The sequence below is a fragment of the Microbacterium sp. Ld4 genome (assembly GCF_045066555.1).
In the GTDB taxonomy this organism is placed as follows: Bacteria; Actinomycetota; Actinomycetes; order Actinomycetales; family Microbacteriaceae; genus Microbacterium.
In genome coordinates, this window is sequence record NZ_JBISHE010000009.1 from 195,836 (window position 1) to 221,033 (window position 25,198).

Sequence of the window (25,198 nt, forward strand, 5' to 3'; positions counted from 1 at the left end):
ACGATCTGACGACCGCGGTACCACCCCGCTTGGTGCGCTCCGTGTCCACGGTGCACCCGCTCTTCCTGCGGCCATGACGGGCCTGCCCCGCTCGGTTCTACTGAGCGGCGGACCGCTGTTCTTCCGAGAGCTCCCCGGTGATGGCCGGATCGGTGCTGATGGTCCCAGCATACCGCCGCCGTAGGCTGGCGTCATGGCCCGCGCGCGTATCCGCCCCGAACCTCCCCGCACGGACGAGCCGGATCTGCCCCCCTCCCTCGATCCCGTCGCTCTGACGCGTTCGGGCGAGGTGCTGGGCGGACGCATCGAGGTCGGCACCGGCGCGTCCGACGGTGCGTACGCCCGCATCGGCGAAAGCGTCATCACCGCAGCGTCGGCCGGAACCCTCGACCTGACCGGCGCCGTGCTGAGCGACGTCCTGGTCGATCAGCCCGCGCTCGCCGAATGGCGTGCAGGTCAGGGCACCTGGCGTACGGTCGTCGTCCGCGGCGGACGAATCGGCACGCTCGACGCGTCGCGCGGCCGCTGGGACGGGGTCATCCTCGACGGCGTGCGGATCGACTACCTGTCGTGGGCGGCCGCCGATGTGCACGACGCCCAGATCACCGGATGCCGCATCGGCACGCTCGATGCGCCCGGGGGCCGCCTCGACCGCGTCCGCTTCACCGACTCGAGCGTCGACGAGTTCGACACCCGCGAACTCCAGGCGCAGAACCTCGACCTTCGCGGGCTCGACGCCCTCGCCTTCACCGACGTCCGGGCGCTCCGCGGCGCGACGCTCGGCGCCGCTCAGGTGGCCGCGCACGCGGCGTCGTTCGCCGTCGCCCTGGGGATCGACGCCCGGGACTCCTGACGCGGACAGCCGATCGCCGCGGATCGCGTCCGGCAGGCCTCACGCGGAGGCGGACCGCCCCCACGGCTCCGACGTGACGGCGACCGTCTCCGCTCCCTGGAGGAGACGTGAGACGGGGCATCGGCGGTGGGCGGCCTCGGCGAGCGCTGCAGACGCCTCCGCGCTCTGCCCCTCGGCCGACAGGTACGCGGTCACATGGAACTCGTAGCCGCCCCGGGCGGGAGCGTCGTGCAGCTCGACCTCCACGCGGACGGCGGTGCGGTGCGCCCCGGCGACCACGGCCTGAGCGGTCGCATTGAGGCAGGTCGCCCAGGCGAGGGCGAGGAGCTGCTCGGGGTTGCTCGCCGCCGGGTCGGCGTCGGGGCTCAGCGGGTTCGAGACCGCGACCTCCAGGCCCCCGACGACGGTGCTCCGCCCGGTGCCGCCGTCGTCGTTGATTGCTGCGGTCCGGTACCTGCGGGTCATGGGGCAACTATAGTTGTACGTCGTCCAACAATTCGTTCTGAGGATGCCACGTGCACAGTCCCGACCCGTCGCCGGTCGCTCTCTCCGGGGTCGGGGTGACCTACCCCGGCGGCGTCCGCGCGCTGAGCGAGGTCTCCCTGTCGGTCCGTGACCGAGAGATCCTCGGCATCATCGGCGAGAGCGGCGCAGGCAAGAGCACCCTCCTCTCCGTGCTCACGGGAGAGGTGCCGCCGACAGCGGGCGCCGTCGAGGTGCTCGGGATGCCGGTCGCGTCGCTCGGCCGGCGCGGCATCCGCTCCCTGCGCCGCCGGATCGGTGTCGTGTTCCAGGGCGTGCACCTGCTCGCCAATCGCACCGTGCGTCAGAACGTGGCCGTCCCGCTCCGGCTCGTGGGCGGATCGCGGGCGGACCGGCGGGCGCAGCGCATCGCGGTCGACGAGGTGCTGAGCTTCGTCGGGCTGGCCGAGCGTGCCGACGCCTACCCCGCGCAACTGAGCGGCGGCCAACGGCAGCGGGTCGGCATCGCGCGGGCGCTCGTGACGCGTCCGTCGCTCCTCATCTGCGACGAGCCCACGTCTGCTCTCGATGCGACGACCGCGGCCGGGGTCCTGAACCTCCTGCGCGATGCCCGCGACCGGTTCGGCACCACGGTCCTCATCGTCACCCACGACCTCGACGTCGTCCGCGCGGTGTGCGACCGTGTCGCCCTGTTCGACGACGGAAAGCTGCAGGATGTGCTGCCGGTGACGCCGGCGAGCCCTGAGGACCGCGGGTCCTACCTCGAGCGCGCCCGCCGGGAGCTCGGCGCATGATCGACACGATCTCGGACTGGCTCGCGCCGCTCCAGGCGAGCCTCGCCACCCGCGGCGACGACCTCCTCGAATCCCTCGGCGAGACCGGCTACATGCTGGCGGTCTCGCTCGCGGCAGCCGTGGTGCTGGGCATCCCCCTCGGGATGACCGTCTATCTCACCCGGGCCGGCGGCATCGTGCCGCACCGGGCCGTCTTCGCGGTCGGGAACTTCGCGATCAACCTCGTGCGCTCGTTCCCCTTCCTCCTCCTCGTCGTCTTCCTCGTTCCCGTCACCCGCGCCGTGTACGGCACGACCTTCGGCACGCCCGCCGCGACGTTCTCCCTCTGCATCGTCGCGATCGCGATCTACGGGCGCCTCGTCGAGCAGATCCTCCGGGAGATCAGCCCCGGCATTCCCCGGGTCGCCGCGACCCTGGGCGCAACCGTCCCGCAGACGGTCACCCGCTTCCTGCTGCCCGAGGCGATCCCCGGTCTCGTCTACGCGCTCACCTCGGCGAGCATCAGCCTGCTCTCCTACTCGACCGTGCTCGGCGTGGTGGGCGGCGGCGGGATCGGCGACTTCGCCCTCCGGTACGGCTACCAGGAGTACGACTACCCCCTCATGTACCTGACGATCGCGATCATCCTTCTGATCGTGCTCGCCATCCAGGCCGTGGGGCAGCGGGTCTCGCTGCGCCTCGACCACCGCTGACCATCCCACCCCCGCACCGCATCCGCACCCACAAGGAGCATCATGTCCGTCCCCACTCCGCGCCTCCGCCTCGGCCTCGCCGCCCTGAGCGCCCTCACCCTCGCCCTGCTGGCCGGCTGCGCGAGCACGCCCGCGCCGTCCTCATCCGCGGAGGGTGAGACGGTGACGCTGCGCGTCGGCGCCGTCACCGCGCCGGCCACCGACATCGTGGAGGCTGCGGCAGACGAGATCGCGGACGGTTACGAGATCGAACTCGTCGAGGTGAGCGACTACGTCACGATCAACAACATGCTCGCCGCCGGTGACATCGACGCGAACTTCTCCCAGCACGAGCCCTACATGCAGGAGTTCAACGAGAAGAACGGCGCCTCGCTCGTCGCCGTGCAGCCGGTCTACAACTTCACGATCGCGTTCTACTCGAAGACCCTGACCGACATCGCCGACCTTCCCACGGGCGCTACCGTGGCGATCCCGAACGACTCGTCGAACAGTGCGCGCGCCCTCAAGCTCCTCGCCGACGAGGGCGTGATCGAGCTCGACGCGAGCGTCGACCCCTACGCGGCGACCGTCGACGACGTGACCGCCAACCCCAAGGACCTCGAGTTCCTCGAGCTCGAGATCGCCCAGCTGAACACGGCCTACGACGAGGCGGACCTCGTCTTCCAGTGGCCGTCGCACATCGCAGCGCTCGGCCTGACCCCGCAGGACGACGGCCTCATCACCGAGCTCGATGACCGTTTCGCCCTCCAGGTCGTCGTGCCCGAGGAAGATGCCGACTCCGAGGCGACGGCCGCACTCGTCGACGCGTTCACGAGCGAGCCGGTGCGCGAGATCATCGACGGCAACGCCACCATCGAGACCGCGTTCTGACCGGTGCGGGCGAGCGGATGCCGGAGCGTCGGCATCCGCTCGCCGGGCACGCCCCCGGGTAGACTCGACACGATTCACACTCAGGCACGCTCACACAGTGCCGCACATATCGCTCGAGGAGCCCCATGACGAATTCGCAGATCCCGGACAAGCCCGCTCTCGAAGGCCTCGAGCAGAAGTGGGATGCCGCGTGGGCGCAGTCGGGTACGTACCTGTTCGACCGCGACGCCGCCCGTGCGAAGGGCCGCGCCGGAGTGTTCTCCATCGACACGCCGCCGCCGACGGCATCCGGATCACTCCACATCGGCCACGTCTTCAGCTACACCCACACCGATGTGAAGGTCCGTTTCGAGCGGATGCGCGGCAAGACCGTCTTCTACCCCATGGGCTGGGATGACAACGGCCTGCCGACCGAGCGACGCGTGCAGAACTACTACGGCGTGCGCTGCGACACCTCACTCCCCTACGACGCCGACTTCACGCCGCCTTTCCGCGGCGACGCGAAGAGCCTGAAGCCCGCCGACCAGATCCCGATCAGCCGTCGCAACTTCATCGAGCTCTGCGAGGAGCTCACGCTCGAAGACGAGAAGCAGTTCGAGGATCTCTTCCGCAAGCTCGGCCTCTCGGTCGACTGGACCCAGACGTACCGCACGATCTCGAACGACACGATCCGCACGAGTCAGCTCGCGTTCCTCCGCAACCTCGAGCGCGGCGAGGCCTACCAGGCCATGGCCCCGACCCTCTGGGACGTCGACTTCCGCTCCGCGATCGCCCAGGCCGAACTCGAGGACCGCGAACAGCAGGCGTCGTATCACCGGGTGGCGTTCGCGAAGACCGACGGCTCGGGCGACATCCTCATCGAGACGACCCGCCCCGAGCTGCTTCCGGCGTGCGTGGCCCTCGTCGCCAACCCCGACGACGAGAGGTACCAGGCGTACTTCGGCTCGACCGTCCGCACTCCCCTGTTCGACGTCGAGGTGCCCGTCCTTGCCCACCCGCTCGCCCAGAAGGACAAGGGAAGCGGCATCGCGATGGTCTGCACCTTCGGCGACGTCACCGACATCGTCTGGTGGCGCGAGCTCGACCTGCCGAACCGCACGATCCTCGGCCGCGACGGACGCGTGCTGGCCGACGCTCCCGATGCGATCGAGACGGATGCCGCGAAGGCGGCCTTCGCCGAGCTCGCCGGCAAGACCGTCTTCAGCGCCAAGAAGCGCGTGGTGGAGCTGCTCGAGGAATCGGGCGCTCTCCGCGAGGTGTCGAAGCCGTTCTCGCACCCGGTGAAGTTCTACGAGAAGGGCGACCGCCCCCTCGAGATCGTCTCGACGCGGCAGTGGTACCTGCGCAACGGCGCGCGTGATGCCGGCCTCCGCGAGAAGTTGATCGAGTTCGGCCGCGGCATGGGATGGCACCCCGACTTCATGCGCGTCCGCTACGAGAACTGGACGAACGGCCTCACGGGCGACTGGCTCGTGTCGCGTCAGCGCTTCTTCGGCGTGCCGATCCCGGTCTGGTACGCACTGGACGAGAACGGTGAGCGGGACTACGCCCGCGTGCTGACGCCCGACCTGGCACGCCTGCCGGTCGATCCGACGACCGATGTCCCGGACGGGTACCGCGAAGACCAGCGCGGCGCCGCCGGCGGCTTCGACGCCGAGAAGGACATCTTCGACACGTGGGCGACCTCGTCGCTCACCCCCCAGCTCGCCGGCGGCTGGGAGCGCGACCCCGAACTGTGGAATCTCGTCGCACCCTTCGACGTGCGCCCCCAGGGCCAGGACATCATCCGCACCTGGCTGTTCTCCACCATGGTCCGCTCCGTCCTCGAAGACGGCCGCGCCCCCTGGACCGATGCCGCGATCTCCGGATTCATCGTCGACCCCGACCGCAAGAAGATGTCGAAGTCGAAGGGCAATGTGGTGACCCCCGCCGACATCCTCGACACCCACGGCACCGACGCGGTCCGCTATTGGGCGGCGTCGAGCCGTCTGGGCGCCGACGCCGCTTTCGACCCCCAGAACCCGACGCAGGTGAAGATCGGTCGTCGCCTCGCGATCAAGGTGCTCAACGCCGCGAAGTTCGTGCTCTCCTTCCCCGTGCCCGAGGGCGCGCAGGTGACGCACGCCCTCGACGCGTCGATGCTCGCGACGCTCGATCGGGTGGTCCGCGATGCGACGGCGGCGTTCGAGGCGTTCGACCACGCCCGCGCGCTGGAGATCACCGAAGCGTTCTTCTGGACCTTCTGCGACGACTACCTCGAACTCGTCAAGGAGCGCGCCTACAACCAGGCCGATTCCGGTCAGGCCTCTGCCGCGCTCTCGCTCCGCCTCGCCCTCTCGACCCTGCTGCGCCTCCTGGCGCCTGTCCTCTCCTTCGCCGCGGAGGAGGCATGGTCGTGGTTCGAGGAAGGCTCGATCCACACGGCGGAATGGCCCGAACCGCTCGGCATCGACGGCGACCCCGCCGTCCTGCGCGTCGTGGGCGAAGCCCTCATCAGCGTCCGCCGGGCGAAGACCGAAGCGAAGGCGTCGCAGAAGACCCCGGTGGCCTCGCTGACGATCGCCGGGCCCGCCGCGGCGCTGGACGGCATCCGCTCCGCCGAAGGCGACCTCGCCGCGGTCGGCCGCATCGCCGAGGTCTCATACGCCGACGCCGACGCCATCGCCGTCACCGACATCGTTCTCGCACCCCAGGAGGCCTGACATGCAACTCGGAACCCGCTGGACGAGCGGCGACCAGCCGCCCACGGCCGTGCCCGCCATCCTGCACGAGGAGATCGCGGCCGTCGACCGGAGCATCGGCGACGACCAGCTCGGTCAGCCGCGCCCGCGGTGGACCCTCACCTGGCTCGAAGGCCGCCCTGTCGCGGAGCTCGAGAACGGTGTCGTCGTCCGCCAGGACCGCGACGGCGACGTCGTCGTCGGGCACCTGGACGACGACGGGCTCAGCTGACGCGGAACACCGTCGCACCAGTTCGCGTGCGCGCGCTGAGGCGACCGCGCCGTACGCTGGAACGATGACGGATGCCGTTGCCAACCCGCTGCTCGCCCCCTCCTCGCTGCCCTTCGGGCTCCCCGACTACGGCCGCATCCGCGCCGAGCACTACCTGCCGGCGTTCGCGGTGGCGTTCGAGGAGCACCTCGCCGAAATCGCCGCCATCACGGCGAGCAGTGAGCCGGCCACGTTCGACAACACGATCGTGGCCCTCGAACGAGCCGGCGATCTGCTCGGGCGGGTGGCACGCACCTTCTACACCGTCGTCTCGGCCGACGCGACGCCGGAGATCCAGGAGATCGACGAGGCCCTCGCGCCGCTGATGTCCGCGCATCACGACGCGATCGAGCTCGATGTCGCACTCTACGAGCGGGTCGCCGCGGTGCACCGCACGCTCGACGACCAGACCGTCGACCCGGAAGGCCGGTACCTGGTCGAGCGGACGTACCGCGAGATGACGAGCGCGGGCGCTGCGCTCGACGGCGAGGACAAGATCCTCTTGACGGAGCTGAACCAGCGGCTATCCGTCTTGACCACGACCTTCGAGAAGAACCTCCTCGCCGACACCAATGATCTCGCCGTCGTGTTCGACGACGCGGCAGAGCTCGACGGCCTCACCGACGGTGAGCTGTCGGCCGCCGCCCAGAATGCCGCAGCCCGTGGCCTCGAGGGCGCGTACGTCATCTCGCTGACCCTCTTCACCGGACACCCGTACCTGTCGACCCTGACCTCGCGCGAGAGCCGCCGCCGGCTCCTGGCGGCATCGCGCTCGCGAGGCATCCGCGGCAACGCCCACGACAACCGCGAGGTCCTCACGGAGATCGTGAGACTGCGCTCCGAGCGCGCCCGGCTCCTGGGTCACGACTCGCATGCCGCCGCCGTCACCGCCGACCAGACGGCCGGCACACCCGAAGCCGTCCAGGAACTGCTACGCCGCCTCGCCGTACCCGCTGCAGCCAACGCTCGGCGCGAGCAGCAGGCGCTGCAGGAGATCATCGACGCCGGCGATGATCCGTTCGAGCTGGAGGCCCACGACTGGGCCTTCTACACCGAGAAGGTCCGCGCCGCACGCTACGACCTCGATCGCACGGCGCTTCGACCGTGGTTCGAGGCGGAGCGGGTGCTCACCGACGGCGTCTTCCGCGCCGCGACGCTGCTCTACGGCATCACCTTCTCCGAGCGTCACGATCTCGCCGCCTACCACTCCGACGCGCGCGTGTTCGAGGTCGCCAACGAGGACGGCTCCGCGCTCGGGCTCTACGTGCTCGACCTGTACACGCGTGACACCAAACGCGGCGGGGCCTGGATGAACTCGATCGTGTCGCAGTCGCGCCTGCGGGGCACCGACCCCGTGGTCGTGAACAATCTGAACGTCCCCAAGCCCTCCCCGGGTGCGCCGACCCTGTTGACCCTCGACGAGGTGACGACGCTCTTCCACGAGTTCGGGCACGCGCTTCACGGCCTCTTCGCAACGGTCACCTACCCGCACTTCGCCGGCACCTCGGTGTTCCGCGATTTCGTGGAGTTCCCGAGCCAGGTGAACGAGATGTGGATCTTCTGGCCTGAGGTGCTCTCCTCCTACGCTCGCCACATCGAGACGGATGCGCCGCTGCCCGACGACGTGATCGCGAAACTCCGCGAATCCGAGGCCTTCAATCAGGGCTTCGCGACGAGCGAGTACCTCGCGGCGGCGTGGCTCGACCAGGCATGGCATTCGATGGATGCCGACGACGCGGCCACGGAGATGAACGTCGCCGACATCGAGGCCACCGCCCTGGCCGACATCGGTCTCGACAACCCCGTCGTGCCGCCCCGCTACGCGTCGACGTACTTCGCGCACGTGTTCTCGGGCGGGTACAGCGCGGGCTACTACTCGTACATCTGGAGCGAGGTGCTCGACGCCGACACGGTCGAGTGGTTCCACGAGAACGGCGGGCTCACGCGTGATGCCGGAGATCGGTTCCGGACGCTCCTTCTGGGGGTGGGCGGGTCGAAGGATCCGCTGGAGGCCTACCGGGACTTCCGTGGTCGCGACGCCCGACAGTCGAGTCGGGTCAGGCGCTCTTGCGCTTCTGCCGCAGGACCAGGGTCGGTTCCGCACCGTCGGTGACGGACGCGCGGGTGATCACGACCTTGTCGACGTCCTCGGCCGAGGGGATCTCGAACATGATCGGCCCGAGGACGTCCTCGAGGATCGCACGCAGTCCGCGCGCTCCGGTCTTACGAGCCACCGCCAGGTCGGCGATCGCGCGCAGGGCGTCCTCGTCGAACTCCAGCTCGACGCCGTCGAGCTCGAACATCCGCTGGTACTGCTTCACGAACGCGTTCTTCGGACCGGTGAGGATCTCGACGAGGGCGTCCTGATCGAGCGGCGACACCGTCGTGACGACCGGCAGACGACCGATGAACTCCGGGATGAGCCCGAACTTGTGGAGGTCTTCCGGCAGGACGTCGCGGAAGACGTCGAGCTCCTGCTCCTTGTCCTGGAGGGGCGCCCCGAAACCGACACCGTGCTTGCCGACGCGGGACGAGATGATGTCTTCGAGACCCGCGAAGGCGCCGGCAACGATGAACAGGACGTTCGTCGTGTCGATCTGGATGAACTCCTGGTGCGGGTGCTTGCGGCCACCCTGCGGGGGCACTGAGGCGACGGTGCCCTCGAGGATCTTGAGCAGCGCCTGCTGCACGCCCTCTCCCGACACGTCGCGGGTGATCGACGGGTTCTCGGCCTTGCGGGCGATCTTGTCGACCTCGTCGATGTAGATGATGCCCGTCTCGGCGCGCTTGACGTCGAAGTCCGCTGCCTGGAGGAGCTTGAGGAGGATGTTCTCGACGTCCTCGCCGACGTAGCCTGCCTCGGTCAATGCGGTCGCATCCGCTACGGCGAACGGAACATTGAGCCGCTTCGCGAGGGTCTGGGCGAGGTAGGTCTTGCCGCAACCGGTCGGACCGAGGAGCAGGATGTTGCTCTTGGCGATCTCGACCTCGTCGGCACGCTGCTCGGCGGACTGCAGCGTCCCCCGGGCGCGCACGCGCTTGTAGTGGTTGTAGACGGCGACGGCCAGCGCACGCTTCGCCGGGTCCTGCCCGACGACGTACTCCTCGAGGAAGTGGAAGATCTCGCGAGGCTTCGGCAGGTCGAACTCCGACACTTCGCCGTCACCCGATTCAGCCATGCGCTCTTCGATGATCTCGTTGCAGAGCTCGACGCACTCGTCGCAGATGTAGACGCCGGGGCCGGCGATCAACTGCTGGACCTGCTTCTGGCTCTTTCCGCAGAAGGAGCACTTGAAGAGGTCGGCGCTCTCACCGATGCGTGCCATGGCGCTCCCCCTCAGGATTCTTGGTGGTGATGTCGAGCCTAATCGGAGATTCGCCCGCCGGGCGGATTGCGACACGGGTGTGCATGGCGGGCGGGAACGACGATGCCCCGCCGACGGATCGGCGGGGCATCGTCGTGAGGATCACGAGGTGATCGCTGCGGGGGTCCGCTTGCGAGAGGTGAGGACCTGATCGACGATCCCGTAGTCGAGCGCTTCCTGCGCCGACAGGATCTTGTCGCGATCGATGTCCTTGTTCACCTGCTCTGCCGAGCGGTTCGTGTGGTGCGCCATGGTCTCTTCGAGCCAGGTGCGCATGCGGAGGATCTCCGCCGCCTGGATCTCGATGTCCGAGGCCTGACCGTGACCGGACTCGCCGACCGCGGGCTGGTGGATGAGGATGCGCGCGTTCGGCAGAGCCAGACGCTTGCCGGGAGCACCGGCGGCGAGCAGCACCGAGGCGGCTGAGGCCGCCTGGCCCAGGACAACCGTCGAGACCTGGGGAGAGATGTACTGCATCGTGTCGTAGATCGCCGTCATGGCCGTGAACGATCCACCGGGCGAGTTGATGTACATGATGATGTCGCGGTCCGGGTCCATCGACTCGAGGACCAGGAGCTGTGCCATCACGTCGTCGGCCGAGGCGTCGTCGACCTGCACACCGAGGAAGATCACGCGGTCTTCGAACAGCTTGTTGTACGGGTCCTGACGCTTGTACCCGTAGGCGGTGCGCTCCTCGAACTGAGGCAGGATGTAGCGGCTCGACGGCATCTGGAGGCCGTTCGGCCGACCGAAGGTCGGGGTGTTCATCTGGGCTGTCTTCCTTCGCTCGTTCAGTTCTCGGTCCCGCCGCCGCCGATGACGTCGGAGGCGGACTCACGGATGTGGTCGACGAAGCCGTATTCGAGGGCTTCCTCGGCCGTGAACCAGCGGTCACGGTCGCCGTCGGCGTTGACCTGCTCGACGGACTTCCCCGTCTGAGCGGAGGTGATCTCCGCGAGGCGGTTCTTCATCGAGATGATGAGCTGCGCCTGGGTCTGGATGTCGCTGGAGGTGCCACCGAATCCGCCGTGGGGCTGGTGGAGGAGCACACGCGCGTTCGGGGTGATGTAGCGCTTGCCCTTGGTGCCGCTCGTGAGGAGCAGCTGACCCATGGATGCCGCCATGCCGATGCCGACGGTCACGATGTCGTTCGGGACGAACTGCATCGTGTCGTAGATCGCCATGCCTGCGGTGATCGATCCACCGGGCGAGTTGATGTACAGGTAGATGTCCTTCTCGGAGTCTTCCGCGGCCAGCAGCAGGATCTTGGCGCAGATCTCGTTGGCGTTCTCGTCGCGCACCTCCGAACCGAGCCAGATGATGCGGTCTTTCAGCAGCCGGTCGAAGACGCTGGTTGCCATAAGGGGTTCAGCCATGGATGTTCTCCTGGTTTCGTGTTCGTGCTTCGAATCTAGCGGCGCGTCGCCAGCGCCTCGGCCGTGTTCGCCGTGGGCATACCGGAAGCGGCATCCACGCGTGGAAACGACTGAGGGCGGTGGGGACCTTTCGGCTCCCACCGCCCTCGGCGACACGGTTTACTCGCTGTCAGCGGCCTTCTTCGGGGCGCGCTTCGCGGGTGCCTTCTTGGCCGGAGCGGCCTCGGCAGCGTCGTCGGACTCCGCTGCCTTCTTGGCGGGGGCCTTCTTGGCGGGGGCCTTCTTCGCGGGAGCCTTCTCAGCAGGAGCGTCGGCGTCCGACGCGTCGTCGGCGGCAGCCTTCTTGGCGGGGGCCTTCTTGGCCGGCGCCTTCTTCGCGGGAGCCTTCTTCGCGGGAGCCTCGTCGGACGCAGCCTCCTCGGACTCGGCCTCGTCCTCGACGGCGGCGAAGCCGGTGAGGTCGACCTTCTTGCCGTTGGTGTCGACGACGGTGACCTTGCCGAGCGCGACGGCGACGGCCTTGTTACGAGCGACCTCACCCACCATGAGGGGAAGCTGGTTGCCCTCCTGGAGCGCGTCGACGAAGTCCTGCGGCGACATGCCGTACTGCGACGACGACTGGATCAGGTACTGCGTGAGCTCTTCCTGCGAGACCTGCACCTTGTGCAGCTCAGCGACCTTGTCGAGGACCATCTGCGTGCGGAACTGCTTCTGGCTCGCTTCGGTGACTTCGGCGCGGTGCACCTCGTCCTCGAGTCGTCCTTCGCCCTCGAGGTGCGCGTGGACCTCGTCCTCGACCAGCTTGGCCGGAACGGGGATGTCGGACTTCTCGATGAGCGCCTCGACGAGCTTGTCGCGCGCGGCGGAGCCCTGCGTGAAGACGGCCTGCTCGGAGACGCGCTCGACAAGGCTCTCGCGGAGCTCGGCGATGGTGTCGAACTCGCTCGCGACCTGTGCGAAGTCGTCATCGGCCTCGGGGAGCTCGCGCTCCTTGACGGCCTTGACGGTCACGGCGACCTGCGCCTCCTCGCCGGCGTGGTCTCCGCCGACGAGCTTCGAGCGGAACGTGGTGTCCTCGCCCGCGGTCAGGGATTCGATGGCCTCGTCGATGCCCTCGAGCAGCTCGCCCGAACCGAGCTCGTACGAGACGCCCTCGGCGCGGTCGATCTCGGCGTCCTCGATCGTGGCGACGAGGTCGAGCTCGACGAAGTCACCCGTCTTGGCAGGGCGGTCGACCGTCACGAGGGTGCCGAAACGGCTGCGGAGCTTGTCGAGCTCGGCATCGACGGCGGCCTCATCGGTCTCGACGGCGTCGACCTCGATCGTGATGTCGTCGTAGGAGGGGAGGTCGAACTCGGGACGGACGTCGACCTCGACCTCGACCTTGAGGTCGCCGGAGAAGTCCTTCGTGCTCGGCCACTCGACGATCTCTGCGGCGGGTCGGCCGACGATGCGCACCTCGTTCGCGGCGACGGCTTCGCGGTAGAAGGTGTCGAGACCCTCGCTGACGGCGTGCTCGAGCACCGCCTCGCGGCCGATGCGCTGATCGATGATCGGTGCGGGGACCTTGCCCTTGCGGAAGCCGGGGATCTGCACGTCCTGAGCGATGTGCTCGTAGGCGTGCGAGATGCTCGGCTTGAGCTCTTCGGGGGTGACCGTGATGTGGAGCTTCACCCGGGTCGGGTTGAGCTGTTCGACGGTGCTGGTGACCATGCCTGTCGTTCTCCTTATCCGGCCGTGCCGTTGCGCGTCCGTTGGGTCTGGGTTCGTGGGGCCGTTGTCGGGGCGACAGGATTTGAACCTGCGGCCTCCCGCTCCCAAAGCGGGCGCTCTACCAAGCTGAGCTACGCCCCGGGCGCGCACGCAGGCGAGCGCCGAAAAACGGCCGTTGGTAAGTCTAGCCGACCGACTCCGCTAGACTGGTTCGGTCGCTGTCACACGGGCGATGTGGGCGGGTTCCGCCCTCTGAACTGAATACCGCGATACCGGCGAGAATTCGTCCGACCTCTCCAGAACGACGAAATCTGCCGAAAATCCGGGGCTGTAGCTTAGTGGTAAAGCCTCTGTCTTCCAAACAGATGATGCGAGTTCGATTCTCGTCAGCCCCTCCGATAACTTCCCCGCTCGATCCGGTCGCGTGAGCTCTGGTCGAGGAGGCGCCGCGGCGCGATCAGACCGAGGTGTAGGCGACGATCCCGCGTCGCACGGCGTCCAGGGCCATCCGCGCCACGCCGGCCACATCGGCATCCGCCACCATCGACAACTGATCGAGCAGATCGATCGTCTGCTTCGTCCACCGCACGAAGTCGCCTGCGGCCATGTCGGCCTCGTCGAGGACCCGATCGAGCGAGGCGCCCCGAGCCCACGAGTTCATCGCCCGGGCGAGGCCCGTCGCGATCGGCTCGGTGCCCGGTAGCCGATTGTCCTGCTCGAGGTCGTCCAGGCGCGCCCACAGCTCCTGCGTGCGCACCAGCGCGTCGCGGAACGCGCCGCGGGGCAGTCCGTACTCACCGGTCTCTTCCCGCCGAGGCTCGTACACCAGGCACGAGGCGAGAGCGGCGAGGGCGGCCGGGTCGAGCTGCGTCCACAGTCCGAGCCGCAGCGATTCCGCGACCAGCAGATCGCGTTCGCCGTAGATGCGGCGCATCGTCCGACCCGCGGGCGTCAGCGTCGCCGCGCCCTCCTCATCGAAGGCCACGTAATCGAGGTGATCGAGCACGTCGATGATGCGATCGAAGACGCGTGCGACTGTGCCGGTGCGCGTCTCGATGTCGCGTCGCATCTTGTCCGTCCGGCGGCGGAGCTTCTCGTACCGCTCCCCCCACCTGGCGTGATTCTCCCGGTCGGGGCAGGTGTGGCAGGGGTGACGCTGCAGTCGCCGACGGAGCGACTGGATCTCGTTCTGTCGCTGCTGGCGGATGCGCGCGGGCGCGGTCTTGTCGGCGCGGTTGAGCTTCTCGAGGTCGCTCAGCTGACCGCGCATGCCGAAGTACTCGACCGCGTCGCCGCGTTCGCAGGTCATCGAGGTCGCATATCCGGCAAGGGACGCCTCGGCATCCTTCACCTGACGGGCGAGACCGACGACCGCACGGTCGGCCTGGAACTGCGCGAACGACGACTCGAGGATCTCGCGCGCTCGCTCACGGCCGAACTGGTCGATGAGGTTCACGGCCATGTTGTACGTCGGGCGGAAGCTCGAGTTCAGCGGATACGTCCGCCGCGACGCCAGTGCCGCGACGGCCTGCGGATCGAGGCCCTCGGTCCACTGCACGACCGCGTGACCCTCGACGTCGATCCCGCGGCGCCCTGCGCGACCGGTGAGCTGGGTGTACTCCCCGGAGGTGATGGCCACGCGAGCCTCACCGTTGAACTTCTCGAGCTTCTCGAGGACGACCGTGCGTGCCGGCATGTTGATGCCGAGGGCGAGGGTCTCGGTCGCGAAGACGACCTTCACCAGCTTTCGGCGGAAGAGCTCCTCGACGACCTCCTTGAACGCCGGCAGGAGGCCGGCGTGGTGGGCGGCGACGCCGCGCTCGAGGTTGTCGCGCCACTCCCAGTACCCGAGGACCCCGAGGTCCTCGTCCTGGAGCGGCAGCATCCGCTCGTCGATGATGCGGCGGATCTCGTCGCGCTCTTCGACCGAGGTCAGGCGCACGCGCGAGCGGCGCACCTGCTGGACCGCGCCGTCGCAGCCGGCCCGGCTGAAGATGAAGAAGATCGCCGGGAGCAGGTTGGCGCGCCCGAGCAGCTCGACGACCTGCGGACGGTCGATGCGTTCGATGCGCTGCGCGTTCGACGGACGAACCGGTCGCCTCCCGCCGCGGTGCGGCCGCTTCGCCTCGCGGTCGGCGCGGCCGCGGTACTCGGCGGCGCGCCGGTTGTTCTCGACGTTCGCACCCTTCGGCGACCGGATGCGCGTCAGCTCTTGATTCACCTGGGCGGTCGCGACGCCGGCGCGATCGTCGAACAACGGAAGCAGGTCACCACGGACGAGCACATGCTGTTCGAGCGGAACGGGTCGCGTCTCGGAGACGATCACGGCGGTGTCGCCGCGAACCGTGTCGAGCCAATCGCCGAACTCCTCGGCATTGGAGACCGTGGCCGACAGGGAGACGAGCCGCACGGACGGCGGGAGGTGAATGATGACCTCCTCCCACACCGCGCCGCGGAACCGGTCGGCGAGGTAGTGGACCTCGTCCATGACGACGAATCGCAGCCCTCGGAGGGCCGGCGAGTTCGCGTAGAGCATGTTGCGGAGCACCTCCGTCGTCATCACGACGACGCGGGCGTTCCCGTTGATGTTGGTGTCACCCGTCAGGAGTCCGACGTTCTCCTCGCCGTAGACCTCCTGGAGCTCGCGGAACTTCTGGTTCGACAGCGCCTTCATGGGCGTGGTGTAGAACGCCTTCTGGCCCGCCTCCCCCATCGCGAGGTGGATCGCGAACTCTCCGACGATGGTCTTGCCTGCGCCGGTGGGCGCGGCGACCAAGACGCTGCGATCGTCCTCGAGCGCGTGGCATCCGGCGATCTGGAAGGGATCGAGATCGAACTTCTGCAGAGCCGCGAACTCGGCGGAGAGCGGATGCGTGCGCTCCGCCTGGGCCCGGGCGTAACGGCTCGCCGGATCGCTCACAGGTCTGCCGCCAGAAGCTTCGCCTCGCGCCGATCCCGTCGCCGATCGAAGAGAAGCGACACCAGCGCCGCCGCGAAGAACAGGACGGTCAGGATGCCGGCGAGAACCAGCATGCTCACGATGTCGGCCGCGGGCGTCGCCGCGCCGGCGAACACGGTCGCGATCACGATCGCGACGCGCCAGCCCTTGAGGATGTCGCGTCCCGTCATGAGGCCGGCGAGGTTCAAGGCGACGAGGAACACCGGAGTCACGAAGGAGACGCCGACGACCAGGATCAGCTTCAGGACGAAGTCGTAGTAGTAACGGGCGTCATACCAGTTCGCTGCGCCGTCGGGCGTGAAACCGGCCATCAACTCGACGAGGTGCGGCATGATGAGCCAGCCGAAATACGCACCCGCGAAGAACAGAGGGGTGGCCGCGGCGACGAACCCGATCGTGTAGCGGACCTCTTTCCGGGTGAGCCCGGGCATGAGGAACGCCCAGATCTGCCACATCCAGACGGGAGCGGAGATGAGGAGCCCGACAGCGAACGCGATGCGGATCTGAAGGTCGAAAGCGGAGGTGACCGTCGCGAACATCAGCGCCACGTCGGCATCTTCACCGCGGCGCTCCGCGACGATGCGAATCGGCTCGCTGATCGCCCGGACGACGTGGGGGGCCAGGAAGAATGCGCCGACCATCCCCGCCACCAGGGCCGCGGCCGCGATGAGGAGTCGTTTGCGGAATTCGCGCAGATGATCCGCGAGCGACATGCGCTTGTCGCGGTGCGGGACTTCCTCACCCACCGCTGCGGACTGGGTCGTCGTCAAGGCCCCGTCAGGAGGTGGAGCCGTGGGACGTGCCCGTCCCCGGAGACGGCGGCGGGCTCAGCGGAACGGAGCCGGACTGATCCGGATACGTGGTCGAGGGCGCCGGGTTGGCGGGCGCGTCGTCTTCCTTCATCGCCTTCATCTCACCCTTGAACACGCGGGCGGACTGGCCGACGCTCTTGGCCAGTGCGGGCAGCTTCGCCGCTCCGAACAGGAGCAGGATCACCGCCAAGACGATCAGCAGGTGCCATCCTTGCAAGCCCATGACGTGCTCCTCGGGGTCGGTGTGATGTCAGTCTAACCGCCGAGCCTGTCAGTGGGCCCAGCGGGCTCAGTGATACTGCGCGAGCCCCGCCTCAGCCCAGGCCGCGGTCGAACGCCGCGCTCCCGAGGGCGCGACGACTTCGACGTCGCCGCCCAGCCGGGTCGCGACGCGCTTGACGCTCCGCTCGTCGGCCACCCGCAGATGCGCGGTGCGGTACTCCCCCGCACCCGCGACCGACCCGGGCGCGACGTAATCGCCGAGGAGCGCCACGACGTCGGCGCGGCAGCGCACGTCGACGACGGCGTCGGAATCAGCCGGCTCGAACAGTCCGGGCACCGGCTCGCCGCCGTGCGTGATCCGGATGCCGGTCAGCTCGACGTCCGAGACGCGGTCGAGGTGGAAGGTCCGTATCGCTTGACGCAGGTGGCACCATCCCTGCAGATACCACTGCCCGTCCGCGATGTGGACCTTGACCGGGTCGACCGTGCGGGTGGTCGGAGCGGCATCCGGCGCCTGATAGGTGAACGAGACGGCGACGTTCTGCGCCAGCGCGGCGGCCACGGTCGTCCGCACGTCGTCGACGGCCGTGGGGGCGACGATGACGTCGGCGGGAGCGCTCGACGCGCCACGGGCGAGCTTCGCGAGGAGACCCTGGACGACGCCGCTCTCCCCGACTCCGGGAAGGCTCGCGGCCATCTGCAGTCCGGCGAGCAGCGCCGCCGCCTCTCGGGCGGTGAGGCGGGGCGTCCGCTCGAGCCCCACGGCGTTCGTGATGACGATGAGGTCCTGCTGGTCGAGGAGGTCCCAGTCGATGTCGAACAGGTCGTTGGCCATCTGCCAGAAGCCGCCCTCGCCCGGCAGGCCGATGACGGTGAGCTTCTCGACCATCGTCCGCATCTGCGCAGGCGTGACCTCGAACTCCTCCGCCGCCTCGGCGACGGACACCTCGCCGCGCGAGATCAGGTAGGGCACGAGCTGCAGGATCAGCGAGGCACGATCGGTGGCGAGGAGCGGTGCGGCGCTCATGCGACCACCTCCGCGTGGAGGTCGCGGGCACGTTCGAGTCGGCTGATCACGAGGCCCCGGAGGTCGTCGGGACCGACCACGCGCACTTCCGGGCCGTAGGAGGCGAGCTCATCGGCGAAGATGTGGGCGTCGACGTAAGGGACGTGGATGCCCTGACCCGCCGGGATGCCACGACGGTGGAGGCGGAGGGCAGCTTCGGTGCCCGGCTCGACCTCGAGCTGCGCATGCTGCCGACCGGCGAGGCCCGACAGTCCCGCCAGTGCCTTCTCGCCCGCCCCTTCGCGCAGCGCCAGAGGGAACGACGTGCGGGTGAGGACGACATCGGAGCTGATGCGGGTCAGCAGGAAGGTGCGCTCGGCGTCCTGCCCGAGGTCGAAGCCGTAGACGTGCCAACGACCCTCGTACTCGACGAGGGCGAGAGGCTGGATGCGACGGCGGTGGGCGGTGTCGGAGCCCCCTCGCACGTAGTCGAACTCCACCACGCGCGCCTGCTCGATCGCCCTCTGGAGGGGAACGAATGCCGGCTCGCGCATGCTGATGCGCGGGGCGTAGCCGATGATGGGCGCGTCGACGTCGATTCCGAGCGCGCGGATCTTCCGCAGTCCGCTGCGCGCCTGAGACGACATCGACGTCTCGCCCCAGACTCCGCTCGCGAGGTTGAGGACGGCGATCTCGGCGGGACTGAACTCGATGTCGACGGGCAGCGCGTACTCGGCGGTCGGCACCCGATACCGCGCCTCGCGCAGGTCGTCGGGATCGGCGAAGTCGCCGATCGTCTCGATCGGGATGCCGAGCGCGCGGAGATTCTCCTTGTCACGTTCGAACATCTTCTCGAGCGCATCCTTCGACGCGCCGCTCGCGCTCTGCTCGCGGTAGCCCGCGACGGACGACAGGATCGCGTCCTTCGTCAGCCCCTGCTCGGTCGCCAGCAGGGCGACGACGAGGTTGACGAGCCGCTCCTCCGGTGCACTGCGCGTCGAGTCGGTGGCCACGGTCCCATCCTAGGGTCGAGCACCCCGGCCGGCACCGCGCCGCGTCACTGTGTCGCGGGCGGGGCGACGTCCATGCCGAGGATGTCGATGACGAAGACGAGGGTCGAACCGGCGGGGATCGCGCCCTGCGCCTGATCGCCGTAACCGAGCTCGGGCGGGATCACCGCGATGACCTGCGATCCGACCGTCTGACCCTCGAGTGCCTGCGCGAACCCGGGCACGACACCCTCGAGGCTCAGCGGCACGGATGCGCCGTTCTCCCACGAGGAGTCGAACACCTCTCCGGTTTCCCAGAGCACGCCGGTGTAGTGCACGCGCGGCGTGGAGCCCGCCTCGACCACCTCGCCATCGCCCTTCTTGAGGGTCTTCACGACCAGGTCGGTCGGCGGAGCCGCGTCGGGGACGACGATGCCGGGTCGACCGTCGGGCGCGAGGACGACCGTCGGGATGCCGCTGCCGTCGACGTACTGCGGAACGCCGTTCGCGGCCGGCAGGAACACCTTGTTCAGGTCGAGGATGATGACGGCGGAGTCGCCGTCCTCCAGCCCGATTCCGGCGCGGGCGTCGGGCGAGAGGTCATCGGGCGCGACGGCGCCGACGATGCGGGAGCCCTCTGTCGCGCAGTCGAGCATCTTCGCGATGCCCTCGTAGAAGCTGCCCCACTCGGTGACGGTGCGGACGTCGGACTGCGCGGACGTGACCGTCTGACCGGTCGCGCCGTTGACGATGGTCACCGCGAACGACACGTCCTGAGCGCGAGTCGTCACGGGCAGGCCGTCTCCGACGGTGAGGTCGGTGTACACGGTCGAGTCCGTGTACACCGGCGCGGTGAGGGTCGCGGTGGGCTGACCCGCGTCACCGGCCACCTTGACGAGATCGAGAGCCGTCGAGTTCGACTCGGACCGCTCGCACGCGGCGGCGCTTCCGCCGGCGCCGTGAGCGGCGCAGCCGGCGAGGGCGAGGGCGGAGAGGCCGAGCACGGCGAGAACCGCGGGGATCTTACGCATTGGTTCAGTCTACGGTCTCGTCCGAACGATCCTCTGCCGCGAGCCGGGCACCGCCCACTGCCCGCTGCGCGTCGCGCACGCGCTTGCGGAGGTTCTTGTCGGTGATCTCGCGGTCGCCCACGGCGCCGGGCGTCCACGCCTCGACGTCGGAGTCGGCGTAGCTCGGCTTCTTGAGCGCGCGCTTACGGACGTCGGGCGGCATCGCCCCGGGAGCCAGTCGACGCGCCGTGATGAGGAAGCCCGTGTGCGCGACCATCCGGTGGTCCGGCCGCACCGCGAGGCCCTCGACGTGCCATCCGCGGACCATCGTCTCGGTCGCTTCCGGCTCGGTGAACAGGCCGGTCCCGCGGATGAACTCCGCGACGCGGCTCAGCTGCGTCGCGGTGGCGATGTAGCAGAGCACGACACCGCCGGGAGTGAGAGCGTCGGCGACGACCTCGATGCACTCCCACGGCGCGAGCATGTCGAGGACGACCCGGTCGACGGTGCCCGGCTCCACGGCCTGAGGCAGCGCGTCGACGAGGTCGCCGACCACGACGTTCCAGTTCGCGGGAGATGTGCCGAAGAAGGTCTCCACGTTGGCCTCGGCGACCTGCGAGAACTCTTCGCGGCGCTCGAACGAGAGGAGCCGGCCCGACGATCCGATCGCGCGGAGGAGCCACAGTGAGAGCGCACCCGAGCCGACGCCGGCCTCGACGACCGTCGCGCCGGGGAAGATATCGGCGGAGGCGAGGATCTGCGCGGCATCCTTCGGGTACACGATGGCGGCACCGCGAGGCATCGACATGACGAAGTCCCGAAGAAGGGGACGGAGCGCGAGGTACTCGTGCTCCCCGCTGTTCACGACGACCGAGCCGTCGGGCTGCCCGATGATGTTCTCGTGGCGGAGGACGCCGTGATGGGTGTGCAGTTCGCCGCCGTCGCGCAGGGTGACGGTGTGCAGACGCCCCTTCGGACCGGTCAGCTGCACCCGGTCGCCGATGCGGAACGGTCCGCTCGGTCGCAGATCGCCGCTCATGCGCGCACCTCCGAGACGGCCGCGGCGTACACGGCGACGATGTCGTCCGCGGTCCGGCCCTCGAGCGTCGGCCAGAGGGCGTAGGCCCCGATGTCGGTGAGCGGCAGCATGTGGGGAACTCCGACGGTGACGGTACCGGCCGCGACGGCGGAGCGCGCTCCGTTGGGCGAGTCCTCGAGAGCAACGGTCTCCCCCGGCGCGACGCCGAGCAGAGAGCAGGCCTGCAGGTACGGGTCGGGGAAGGGCTTGGGGCGCTCGACGTCGTCGCCGCCGATCACCAGGTCGAAGGCGGGGAAATCGATGAGGTCGACGACCTCGCGCGCCATACGGCTCATGGACATCGTCACGAGGGCGGTCGGGATGCCGCTGTCGCGAAGGCCCCGCAGCAGCTCCTGAGCCCCGGGACGGAACGGGACGCCCTGTTCGCGGAGCTGACGCATGACCTCGTCCGTCAAGAACGCGACGATCTCGGGCACCGCCATCGCGACCCCGGCGGCCTGCAGGACGCGGGCCGCGTCATCGAGGCCGAAGCCGACGAGATGGAGAGCCTGGTCGGTGGTCCAGGTTCCGCCGAAGCTCTCCACGAGCGACGTCTCCGCCGCCATCCAATAGGGCTCGGTATCGACGAGGGTGCCGTCCATGTCCCAGAGGACCGCGGCGGGGCGGGGCGAAGTCACCGGTCCATGCTAAGCGAGCGACACCCGCCCGCCCGACGGACAGCGGCGTATCGTGGGGGGAACCGAAAGAGAGGACGTCTGTGCAGGGACTGGGACAGCGGGTGCTCGTCGTGGCATTCGACGGCTGGAACGACGCCGGTGACGCCGCGACGGCTGCGGCATCGCACGTGCGCGAATCCGGGCACTACGAACGCGCGTTCACCGTCGACCCGGAGCTGTATTTCGACTACCAGTACACGCGTCCGCAGATCTCGATGGATGCCGACGGCGTCCGCACCCTGACCTGGCCGGAGGCCGTGATGTGGCGTCCTGAGACGGTCCCCGCCGAGGGCCCGTCGCTCTGGCTGCTCACCGGACCCGAGCCGGCGCGCTCCTGGCAGTCGTTCGCCGCCGAGTTCATCGACGCCGCCCTCCGCGAGGACATCACCGGCATCGTGGCGCTCGGCTCGATGATGAGCGATGTCCCCCACACCCGCCCCATCTCGGTGTTCGCGGGGTCGGACAACGACGACCTGCGCGCCACGCTGAACCTCGAGCGCTCCACATATGAGGGACCCGTCGGCATCCTGTCGGTCATCGCCATCGCGGCCGAAGCAGCCGGCATCCCGAGTGCGGGACTGTGGGCCAGCATCCCCCACTACGTCGCCGGTCACACGCCGTCGCCGAAAGCGACCCTCGCCCTCCTCGACAAGCTCGAGGAGATGACCCAGGCGAAGATCGGTCGCGGCGAACTGCCCGCCGACGCGCTCGCGTGGGAGGCGTCGATCGACGCCGCCGCGTCTGACGACGAGGAGATGACGGAGTACATCCGTCAGCTCGAGCACACGCGCGACACCTGGGACTCGCCCGAGGCATCCGGCGACGCCATCGCCCAGGAGTTCGAACGGTACCTGCGCCGCCGAGGCGACGGTCCGCGCGGCGGCAAGGACGAGCCCCGCCGCTGAGCGAGAGCCCGTACCGCGCGCTCGGCTCGGAACGCTCCCGGTCAGAACGCCTGGAGCGCCCCGGTGGCCAGGAGCACGAGAAGCACGACGCCCAGCACCACGCGGTAGATGACGAACGGCAGGAAGCTGCCCTTCTTCAGGTACCGCATGAGGTAGGCGATGACGGCCCAGCCGACACCGAAGGCGACGACGGTCGCCACGGCGGTCTCACCGAGGGTGAAGACGGCGGCGCCCGGCTCGCGGATCGCCTGCAGGAGCTCGTAGAGACCGCTGCCGAAGACCGCAGGGACAGCGAGGAGGAAGGCCACCTCGGCGGCAGCGGGACGCGTGTAGCCGAGCGCCAGACCCGCAGTGGTCGTGGCCCCCGAACGGGAGACTCCGGGAATCAGGGCGAGCGCCTGAGCCGCGCCCAGCGTGAGGCCGTGTCCGTAGGTGAGGTCCTTCTCGGTGCGGACGCGCCGCCCCAGTGCATCGGCGATGCCGAGGATCACACCGAAGACGATGAGGACCGTGGCGACGAGCCAGAGGTTTCGGAAGGTGTCACGGATGACGTCCTGGAAGAGGAAGCCGAGCACGCCGATCGGCAGGGTGCCGATGATGACGATCCAGCCCATGCGCGCGTCGGGATCGTTCCGCGGCACCTTGCCGGCGAGCGACTGGGCCCATCTCGCGATGATCGTGACGATGCGGTTCCAGAAGTAGACGAGGACCGCCAGCTCGGTGCCGATCTGCGTGATGGCGGTGAAGGTCGCTCCCGGGTCTTCGGCGGAGGGAAGGAACTCCCCGACGATGCGCAGGTGCGCACTCGAGGAGATCGGTAGGAACTCCGTCAGGCCTTGGACGATGCCGAGGATGATCGCCTCGATGAGCTGCATGGGGGCCTTTCAGTACGAGCGGATCAAATCAGTGAGCACGCGCTGCCCGAAAACGAGCGCGTCGATGGGGACGCGTTCGTCGACGCCGTGGAACATCCCCGTGAAGTCGAGGTCGGCGGGCAGTCGCAGCGGTGCGAACCCGAACCCGGCGATGCCGAGCTCAGCGAGGGCCTTGTTGTCGGTTCCTCCTCCCATAAGGTACGGGATGACCGGCACGCCCGGATCGTGCCGCCCGAGCGCGTCGACCATCGCATCGACGAGATCGCCGGCGAAGGGCACCTCGAGGCCGATGTCACGATGGACGATCTCGATCACGATGTCGTCACCGACGATGTCCTGGACGGCGGCGATCACGTCGTCCTCCTGCCCCGGAAGGGTGCGGATGTCGACGGCCGCGGTCGCGGCATCCGGAATGACGTTGTGCTTGTATCCCGCCGTCAACCCGGTCGGATTCGTCGTCGTGCGGAAGGTCGAGCGGAGGAAGGCGGATGCCGGTCCGGTCGTGTCGGCGATGGCGTCGGGATCAGAGGCCAGCGCGCCGGACAGCTCGGCGAGACCGCCCACGAGCTGACGGGTGGTGGAGGTCAGCTGAATCGGCCAGCCCGCCCGGCCGAGCGCCGCGACGGCTTCGGCAAGGCGCGTGACGGCATTGTCGGGGTGATGCCGGCTTCCGTGACCCGCCTGGCCGCGGGCGTGCAGACGGATCCAGATCAGGGCCTTCTCCCCTACCTGGAGGAGGTAGGCGCGGCGGTCTCCGACGGCGATGGAGTACCCGCCGACCTCGCTGATCGCCTCGGTCGCCCCCGCGAACCATTCCGCGCGGTCCCGGACGACGAGCTGCGAGCCTTCGACGCCACCGTTCTCCTCATCGGCGAAGAAGGTGACGATGAGATCGCGCTCCGGCTGCTGACCCGAGCGGAGCAGATCGGCGACCGACGTCAGGATCATGGCGTCCATGTCCTTCATATCGACCGCGCCGCGTCCCCACAGCATCCCGTCCTTCACGACGCCGGCGAACGGGTCGACGCTCCAGTCGTCCGCGACGGCGGGCACCACGTCGAGGTGTCCGTGCAGGATGAGGGCGGGTTTGTCGCCGTCGCGACCGGGGATCCGCGCCGTCACATTCGTGCGCCGAGGGACCGGCTCGTAGTACTCCGGCGTGAGACCCAGGCCTTCGAGATAGGCGCCCACGTACTCGGCGGCTTCGCGCTCGCCGTGCGCGCGTCCTTCGCCGTAGTTCGTCGTGTCGAACCGGATCAGGTCACGCGCAACGCGCGCGACCTCGGGGAGATCGTCGTGATCGGACATGCGCCCACGCTACCTGGAGCGGGGCGCCGCCCTCCGGCATCCGACCCCCGAGGTCATCTGCCGGATGACCGGGTAAACCAAGAATGGGCCCCGTTTCCGGGACCCATTCTGTCTGTGCGCGAGGGGGGACTTGAACCCCCACGCCCTATTAGGGCACTAGCACCTCAAGCTAGCGCGTCTACCTATTCCGCCACCCGCGCAAGGTGTTGGTGGTTTCGCA

General features: G+C 68.8%; 23 protein-coding genes and 3 tRNA genes. 9 read left to right on the top strand and 17 right to left on the bottom strand.

Going from position 1 to position 25,198, the window contains the following annotated elements; translation table 11 throughout:
• The first annotated feature begins 193 nt into the window (after nucleotides 1-193).
• Nucleotides 194-853: a hypothetical protein gene (locus ACJJV7_RS04985; RefSeq protein ID WP_405372779.1), complete on the top strand. Its 660-nt coding sequence runs from the start codon at nucleotides 194-196 to the stop codon at nucleotides 851-853.
• A gap of 39 nt (nucleotides 854-892) precedes the next feature.
• Here the strand turns inward: ACJJV7_RS04985 and ACJJV7_RS04990 are convergent, their stop codons facing one another.
• Nucleotides 893-1,318 (bottom strand): OsmC family protein, encoded by a 426-nt coding sequence (locus ACJJV7_RS04990; RefSeq protein WP_405372778.1) that lies wholly within the window; start codon nucleotides 1,316-1,318, stop codon nucleotides 893-895.
• A 50-nt stretch (nucleotides 1,319-1,368) separates the two neighbouring features.
• Between ACJJV7_RS04990 and ACJJV7_RS04995 the strand changes: the two genes are divergently transcribed.
• From ACJJV7_RS04995 to ACJJV7_RS05020, 6 genes are all read left to right on the top strand, one after another.
• Nucleotides 1,369-2,130, top strand: a complete 762-nt coding sequence (locus ACJJV7_RS04995; RefSeq protein ID WP_405372777.1) for an ATP-binding cassette domain-containing protein — start codon at nucleotides 1,369-1,371, stop codon at nucleotides 2,128-2,130.
• Complete coding sequence (locus ACJJV7_RS05000; RefSeq protein ID WP_405372776.1) at nucleotides 2,127-2,822, top strand: methionine ABC transporter permease; 696 nt, start codon at nucleotides 2,127-2,129, stop codon at nucleotides 2,820-2,822. The genes ACJJV7_RS04995 and ACJJV7_RS05000 overlap by 4 nt, the downstream gene beginning before the upstream one ends.
• 42 nt (nucleotides 2,823-2,864) lie before the next feature.
• Complete coding sequence (locus ACJJV7_RS05005; protein ID WP_405372775.1) at nucleotides 2,865-3,692, top strand: MetQ/NlpA family ABC transporter substrate-binding protein; 828 nt, start codon at nucleotides 2,865-2,867, stop codon at nucleotides 3,690-3,692.
• Between the two features lie 125 nt (nucleotides 3,693-3,817).
• The gene (gene valS / locus ACJJV7_RS05010) at nucleotides 3,818-6,394 is read left to right on the top strand and encodes a valine--tRNA ligase (protein WP_405372774.1); all 2,577 of its coding nucleotides are present in this window, start codon (nucleotides 3,818-3,820) and stop codon (nucleotides 6,392-6,394) included.
• Nucleotide 6,395: 1 nt separating this feature from the next.
• Complete coding sequence (locus ACJJV7_RS05015) at nucleotides 6,396-6,644, top strand: hypothetical protein (protein WP_405372773.1); 249 nt, start codon at nucleotides 6,396-6,398, stop codon at nucleotides 6,642-6,644.
• A gap of 64 nt (nucleotides 6,645-6,708) precedes the next feature.
• Complete coding sequence (locus tag ACJJV7_RS05020) at nucleotides 6,709-8,796, top strand: M3 family metallopeptidase (protein ID WP_405372772.1); 2,088 nt, start codon at nucleotides 6,709-6,711, stop codon at nucleotides 8,794-8,796.
• Here the strand turns inward: ACJJV7_RS05020 and clpX are convergent.
• From clpX to ACJJV7_RS05045, 5 genes are all read right to left on the bottom strand, one after another.
• Entirely contained in the window at nucleotides 8,741-10,009 is a 1,269-nt protein-coding gene (clpX, locus tag ACJJV7_RS05025; RefSeq protein WP_405372771.1) for an ATP-dependent Clp protease ATP-binding subunit ClpX, read from the bottom strand. The genes ACJJV7_RS05020 and clpX overlap by 56 nt on opposite strands.
• Nucleotides 10,010-10,150: 141 nt before the next feature.
• A complete protein-coding gene (locus ACJJV7_RS05030) occupies nucleotides 10,151-10,816 on the bottom strand; it encodes an ATP-dependent Clp protease proteolytic subunit (protein WP_405372770.1) in 666 nt (221 codons plus the stop codon).
• A 23-nt stretch (nucleotides 10,817-10,839) separates the two neighbouring features.
• The gene (locus ACJJV7_RS05035) at nucleotides 10,840-11,424 is read right to left on the bottom strand and encodes an ATP-dependent Clp protease proteolytic subunit (RefSeq protein WP_405372769.1); all 585 of its coding nucleotides are present in this window, start codon (nucleotides 11,422-11,424) and stop codon (nucleotides 10,840-10,842) included.
• A gap of 159 nt (nucleotides 11,425-11,583) precedes the next feature.
• The gene (gene tig / locus ACJJV7_RS05040; RefSeq protein ID WP_405372768.1) at nucleotides 11,584-13,137 is read right to left on the bottom strand and encodes a trigger factor; all 1,554 of its coding nucleotides are present in this window, start codon (nucleotides 13,135-13,137) and stop codon (nucleotides 11,584-11,586) included.
• 67 nt (nucleotides 13,138-13,204) lie between these two features.
• Nucleotides 13,205-13,278, bottom strand: a tRNA-Pro gene (locus ACJJV7_RS05045).
• Between the two features lie 183 nt (nucleotides 13,279-13,461).
• On the opposite strand from ACJJV7_RS05045, the gene ACJJV7_RS05050 reads away from it, so the two are divergent.
• Nucleotides 13,462-13,532 (top strand) — tRNA-Gly (locus ACJJV7_RS05050).
• Nucleotides 13,533-13,594: 62 nt separating this feature from the next.
• Here the strand turns inward: ACJJV7_RS05050 and ACJJV7_RS05055 are convergent.
• The 8 genes from ACJJV7_RS05055 to ACJJV7_RS05090 form a co-directional block, all read right to left on the bottom strand.
• Nucleotides 13,595-16,057, bottom strand: coding sequence for a DEAD/DEAH box helicase (locus tag ACJJV7_RS05055; RefSeq protein ID WP_405372767.1), 2,463 nt, complete (start codon nucleotides 16,055-16,057; stop codon nucleotides 13,595-13,597).
• Nucleotides 16,054-16,809 (bottom strand): twin-arginine translocase subunit TatC, encoded by a 756-nt coding sequence (tatC, locus tag ACJJV7_RS05060; RefSeq protein WP_405372966.1) that lies wholly within the window; start codon nucleotides 16,807-16,809, stop codon nucleotides 16,054-16,056. Before tatC ends, ACJJV7_RS05055 begins: the two co-directional genes overlap by 4 nt.
• A 64-nt stretch (nucleotides 16,810-16,873) precedes the next feature.
• Nucleotides 16,874-17,131, bottom strand: a complete 258-nt coding sequence (gene tatA / locus ACJJV7_RS05065; RefSeq protein ID WP_405372766.1) for a twin-arginine translocase TatA/TatE family subunit — start codon at nucleotides 17,129-17,131, stop codon at nucleotides 16,874-16,876.
• A 66-nt stretch (nucleotides 17,132-17,197) separates the two neighbouring features.
• The gene (locus ACJJV7_RS05070) at nucleotides 17,198-18,157 is read right to left on the bottom strand and encodes a helix-turn-helix transcriptional regulator (protein ID WP_405372765.1); all 960 of its coding nucleotides are present in this window, start codon (nucleotides 18,155-18,157) and stop codon (nucleotides 17,198-17,200) included.
• The gene (locus ACJJV7_RS05075) at nucleotides 18,154-19,149 is read right to left on the bottom strand and encodes a helix-turn-helix transcriptional regulator (RefSeq protein ID WP_405372764.1); all 996 of its coding nucleotides are present in this window, start codon (nucleotides 19,147-19,149) and stop codon (nucleotides 18,154-18,156) included. Before ACJJV7_RS05075 ends, ACJJV7_RS05070 begins: the two co-directional genes overlap by 4 nt.
• Before the next feature lie 44 nt (nucleotides 19,150-19,193).
• On the bottom strand, nucleotides 19,194-20,156 hold the full coding sequence (locus ACJJV7_RS05080; RefSeq protein WP_405372763.1) for an FKBP-type peptidyl-prolyl cis-trans isomerase: 963 nt from the start codon (nucleotides 20,154-20,156) through the stop codon (nucleotides 19,194-19,196).
• A gap of 4 nt (nucleotides 20,157-20,160) precedes the next feature.
• Complete coding sequence (locus tag ACJJV7_RS05085) at nucleotides 20,161-21,174, bottom strand: tRNA (adenine-N1)-methyltransferase (protein WP_405372762.1); 1,014 nt, start codon at nucleotides 21,172-21,174, stop codon at nucleotides 20,161-20,163.
• Entirely contained in the window at nucleotides 21,171-21,851 is a 681-nt protein-coding gene (locus ACJJV7_RS05090) for an HAD family hydrolase (RefSeq protein WP_405372761.1), read from the bottom strand. The genes ACJJV7_RS05085 and ACJJV7_RS05090 overlap by 4 nt, the downstream gene beginning before the upstream one ends.
• Nucleotides 21,852-21,931: 80 nt before the next feature.
• Between ACJJV7_RS05090 and ACJJV7_RS05095 the strand changes: the two genes are divergently transcribed.
• A complete protein-coding gene (locus tag ACJJV7_RS05095; protein ID WP_405372760.1) occupies nucleotides 21,932-22,795 on the top strand; it encodes a PAC2 family protein in 864 nt (287 codons plus the stop codon).
• A 41-nt stretch (nucleotides 22,796-22,836) separates the two neighbouring features.
• Here the strand turns inward: ACJJV7_RS05095 and ACJJV7_RS05100 are convergent, their stop codons facing one another.
• The 3 genes from ACJJV7_RS05100 to ACJJV7_RS05110 form a co-directional block, all read right to left on the bottom strand.
• Nucleotides 22,837-23,670, bottom strand: a complete 834-nt coding sequence (locus ACJJV7_RS05100) for an undecaprenyl-diphosphate phosphatase (protein ID WP_405372759.1) — start codon at nucleotides 23,668-23,670, stop codon at nucleotides 22,837-22,839.
• Nucleotides 23,671-23,679: 9 nt separating this feature from the next.
• Complete coding sequence (locus ACJJV7_RS05105; RefSeq protein WP_405372758.1) at nucleotides 23,680-24,978, bottom strand: M20/M25/M40 family metallo-hydrolase; 1,299 nt, start codon at nucleotides 24,976-24,978, stop codon at nucleotides 23,680-23,682.
• Between the two features lie 115 nt (nucleotides 24,979-25,093).
• Nucleotides 25,094-25,178 (bottom strand) — tRNA-Leu (locus ACJJV7_RS05110).
• Nucleotides 25,179-25,198 lie beyond the last annotated feature (20 nt).

Bases quoted from the DNA above. Each gene is read 5' to 3' on its own strand.
- ACJJV7_RS04985 (WP_405372779.1), top strand. From the start codon at position 194: ATGGCCCGCGCGCGTATCCGCCCCGAACCTCCCCGCACGGACGAGCCG.
- ACJJV7_RS04990 (WP_405372778.1), bottom strand. From the start codon at position 1,318: ATGACCCGCAGGTACCGGACCGCAGCAATCAACGACGACGGCGGCACC.
- ACJJV7_RS05000 (WP_405372776.1), top strand. From the start codon at position 2,127: ATGATCGACACGATCTCGGACTGGCTCGCGCCGCTCCAGGCGAGCCTC.
- ACJJV7_RS05005 (WP_405372775.1), top strand. From the start codon at position 2,865: ATGTCCGTCCCCACTCCGCGCCTCCGCCTCGGCCTCGCCGCCCTGAGC.
- valS (WP_405372774.1), top strand. From the start codon at position 3,818: ATGACGAATTCGCAGATCCCGGACAAGCCCGCTCTCGAAGGCCTCGAG.
- ACJJV7_RS05015 (WP_405372773.1), top strand. From the start codon at position 6,396: ATGCAACTCGGAACCCGCTGGACGAGCGGCGACCAGCCGCCCACGGCC.
- ACJJV7_RS05020 (WP_405372772.1), top strand. From the start codon at position 6,709: ATGACGGATGCCGTTGCCAACCCGCTGCTCGCCCCCTCCTCGCTGCCC.
- clpX (WP_405372771.1), bottom strand. From the start codon at position 10,009: ATGGCACGCATCGGTGAGAGCGCCGACCTCTTCAAGTGCTCCTTCTGC.
- ACJJV7_RS05030 (WP_405372770.1), bottom strand. From the start codon at position 10,816: ATGAACACCCCGACCTTCGGTCGGCCGAACGGCCTCCAGATGCCGTCG.
- ACJJV7_RS05035 (WP_405372769.1), bottom strand. From the start codon at position 11,424: ATGGCTGAACCCCTTATGGCAACCAGCGTCTTCGACCGGCTGCTGAAA.
- tig (WP_405372768.1), bottom strand. From the start codon at position 13,137: ATGGTCACCAGCACCGTCGAACAGCTCAACCCGACCCGGGTGAAGCTC.
- tatC (WP_405372966.1), bottom strand. From the start codon at position 16,809: ATGTCGCTCGCGGATCATCTGCGCGAATTCCGCAAACGACTCCTCATC.
- tatA (WP_405372766.1), bottom strand. From the start codon at position 17,131: ATGGGCTTGCAAGGATGGCACCTGCTGATCGTCTTGGCGGTGATCCTG.
- ACJJV7_RS05070 (WP_405372765.1), bottom strand. From the start codon at position 18,157: ATGAGCGCCGCACCGCTCCTCGCCACCGATCGTGCCTCGCTGATCCTG.
- ACJJV7_RS05080 (WP_405372763.1), bottom strand. From the start codon at position 20,156: ATGCGTAAGATCCCCGCGGTTCTCGCCGTGCTCGGCCTCTCCGCCCTC.
- ACJJV7_RS05085 (WP_405372762.1), bottom strand. From the start codon at position 21,174: ATGAGCGGCGATCTGCGACCGAGCGGACCGTTCCGCATCGGCGACCGG.
- ACJJV7_RS05100 (WP_405372759.1), bottom strand. From the start codon at position 23,670: ATGCAGCTCATCGAGGCGATCATCCTCGGCATCGTCCAAGGCCTGACG.
- ACJJV7_RS05105 (WP_405372758.1), bottom strand. From the start codon at position 24,978: ATGTCCGATCACGACGATCTCCCCGAGGTCGCGCGCGTTGCGCGTGAC.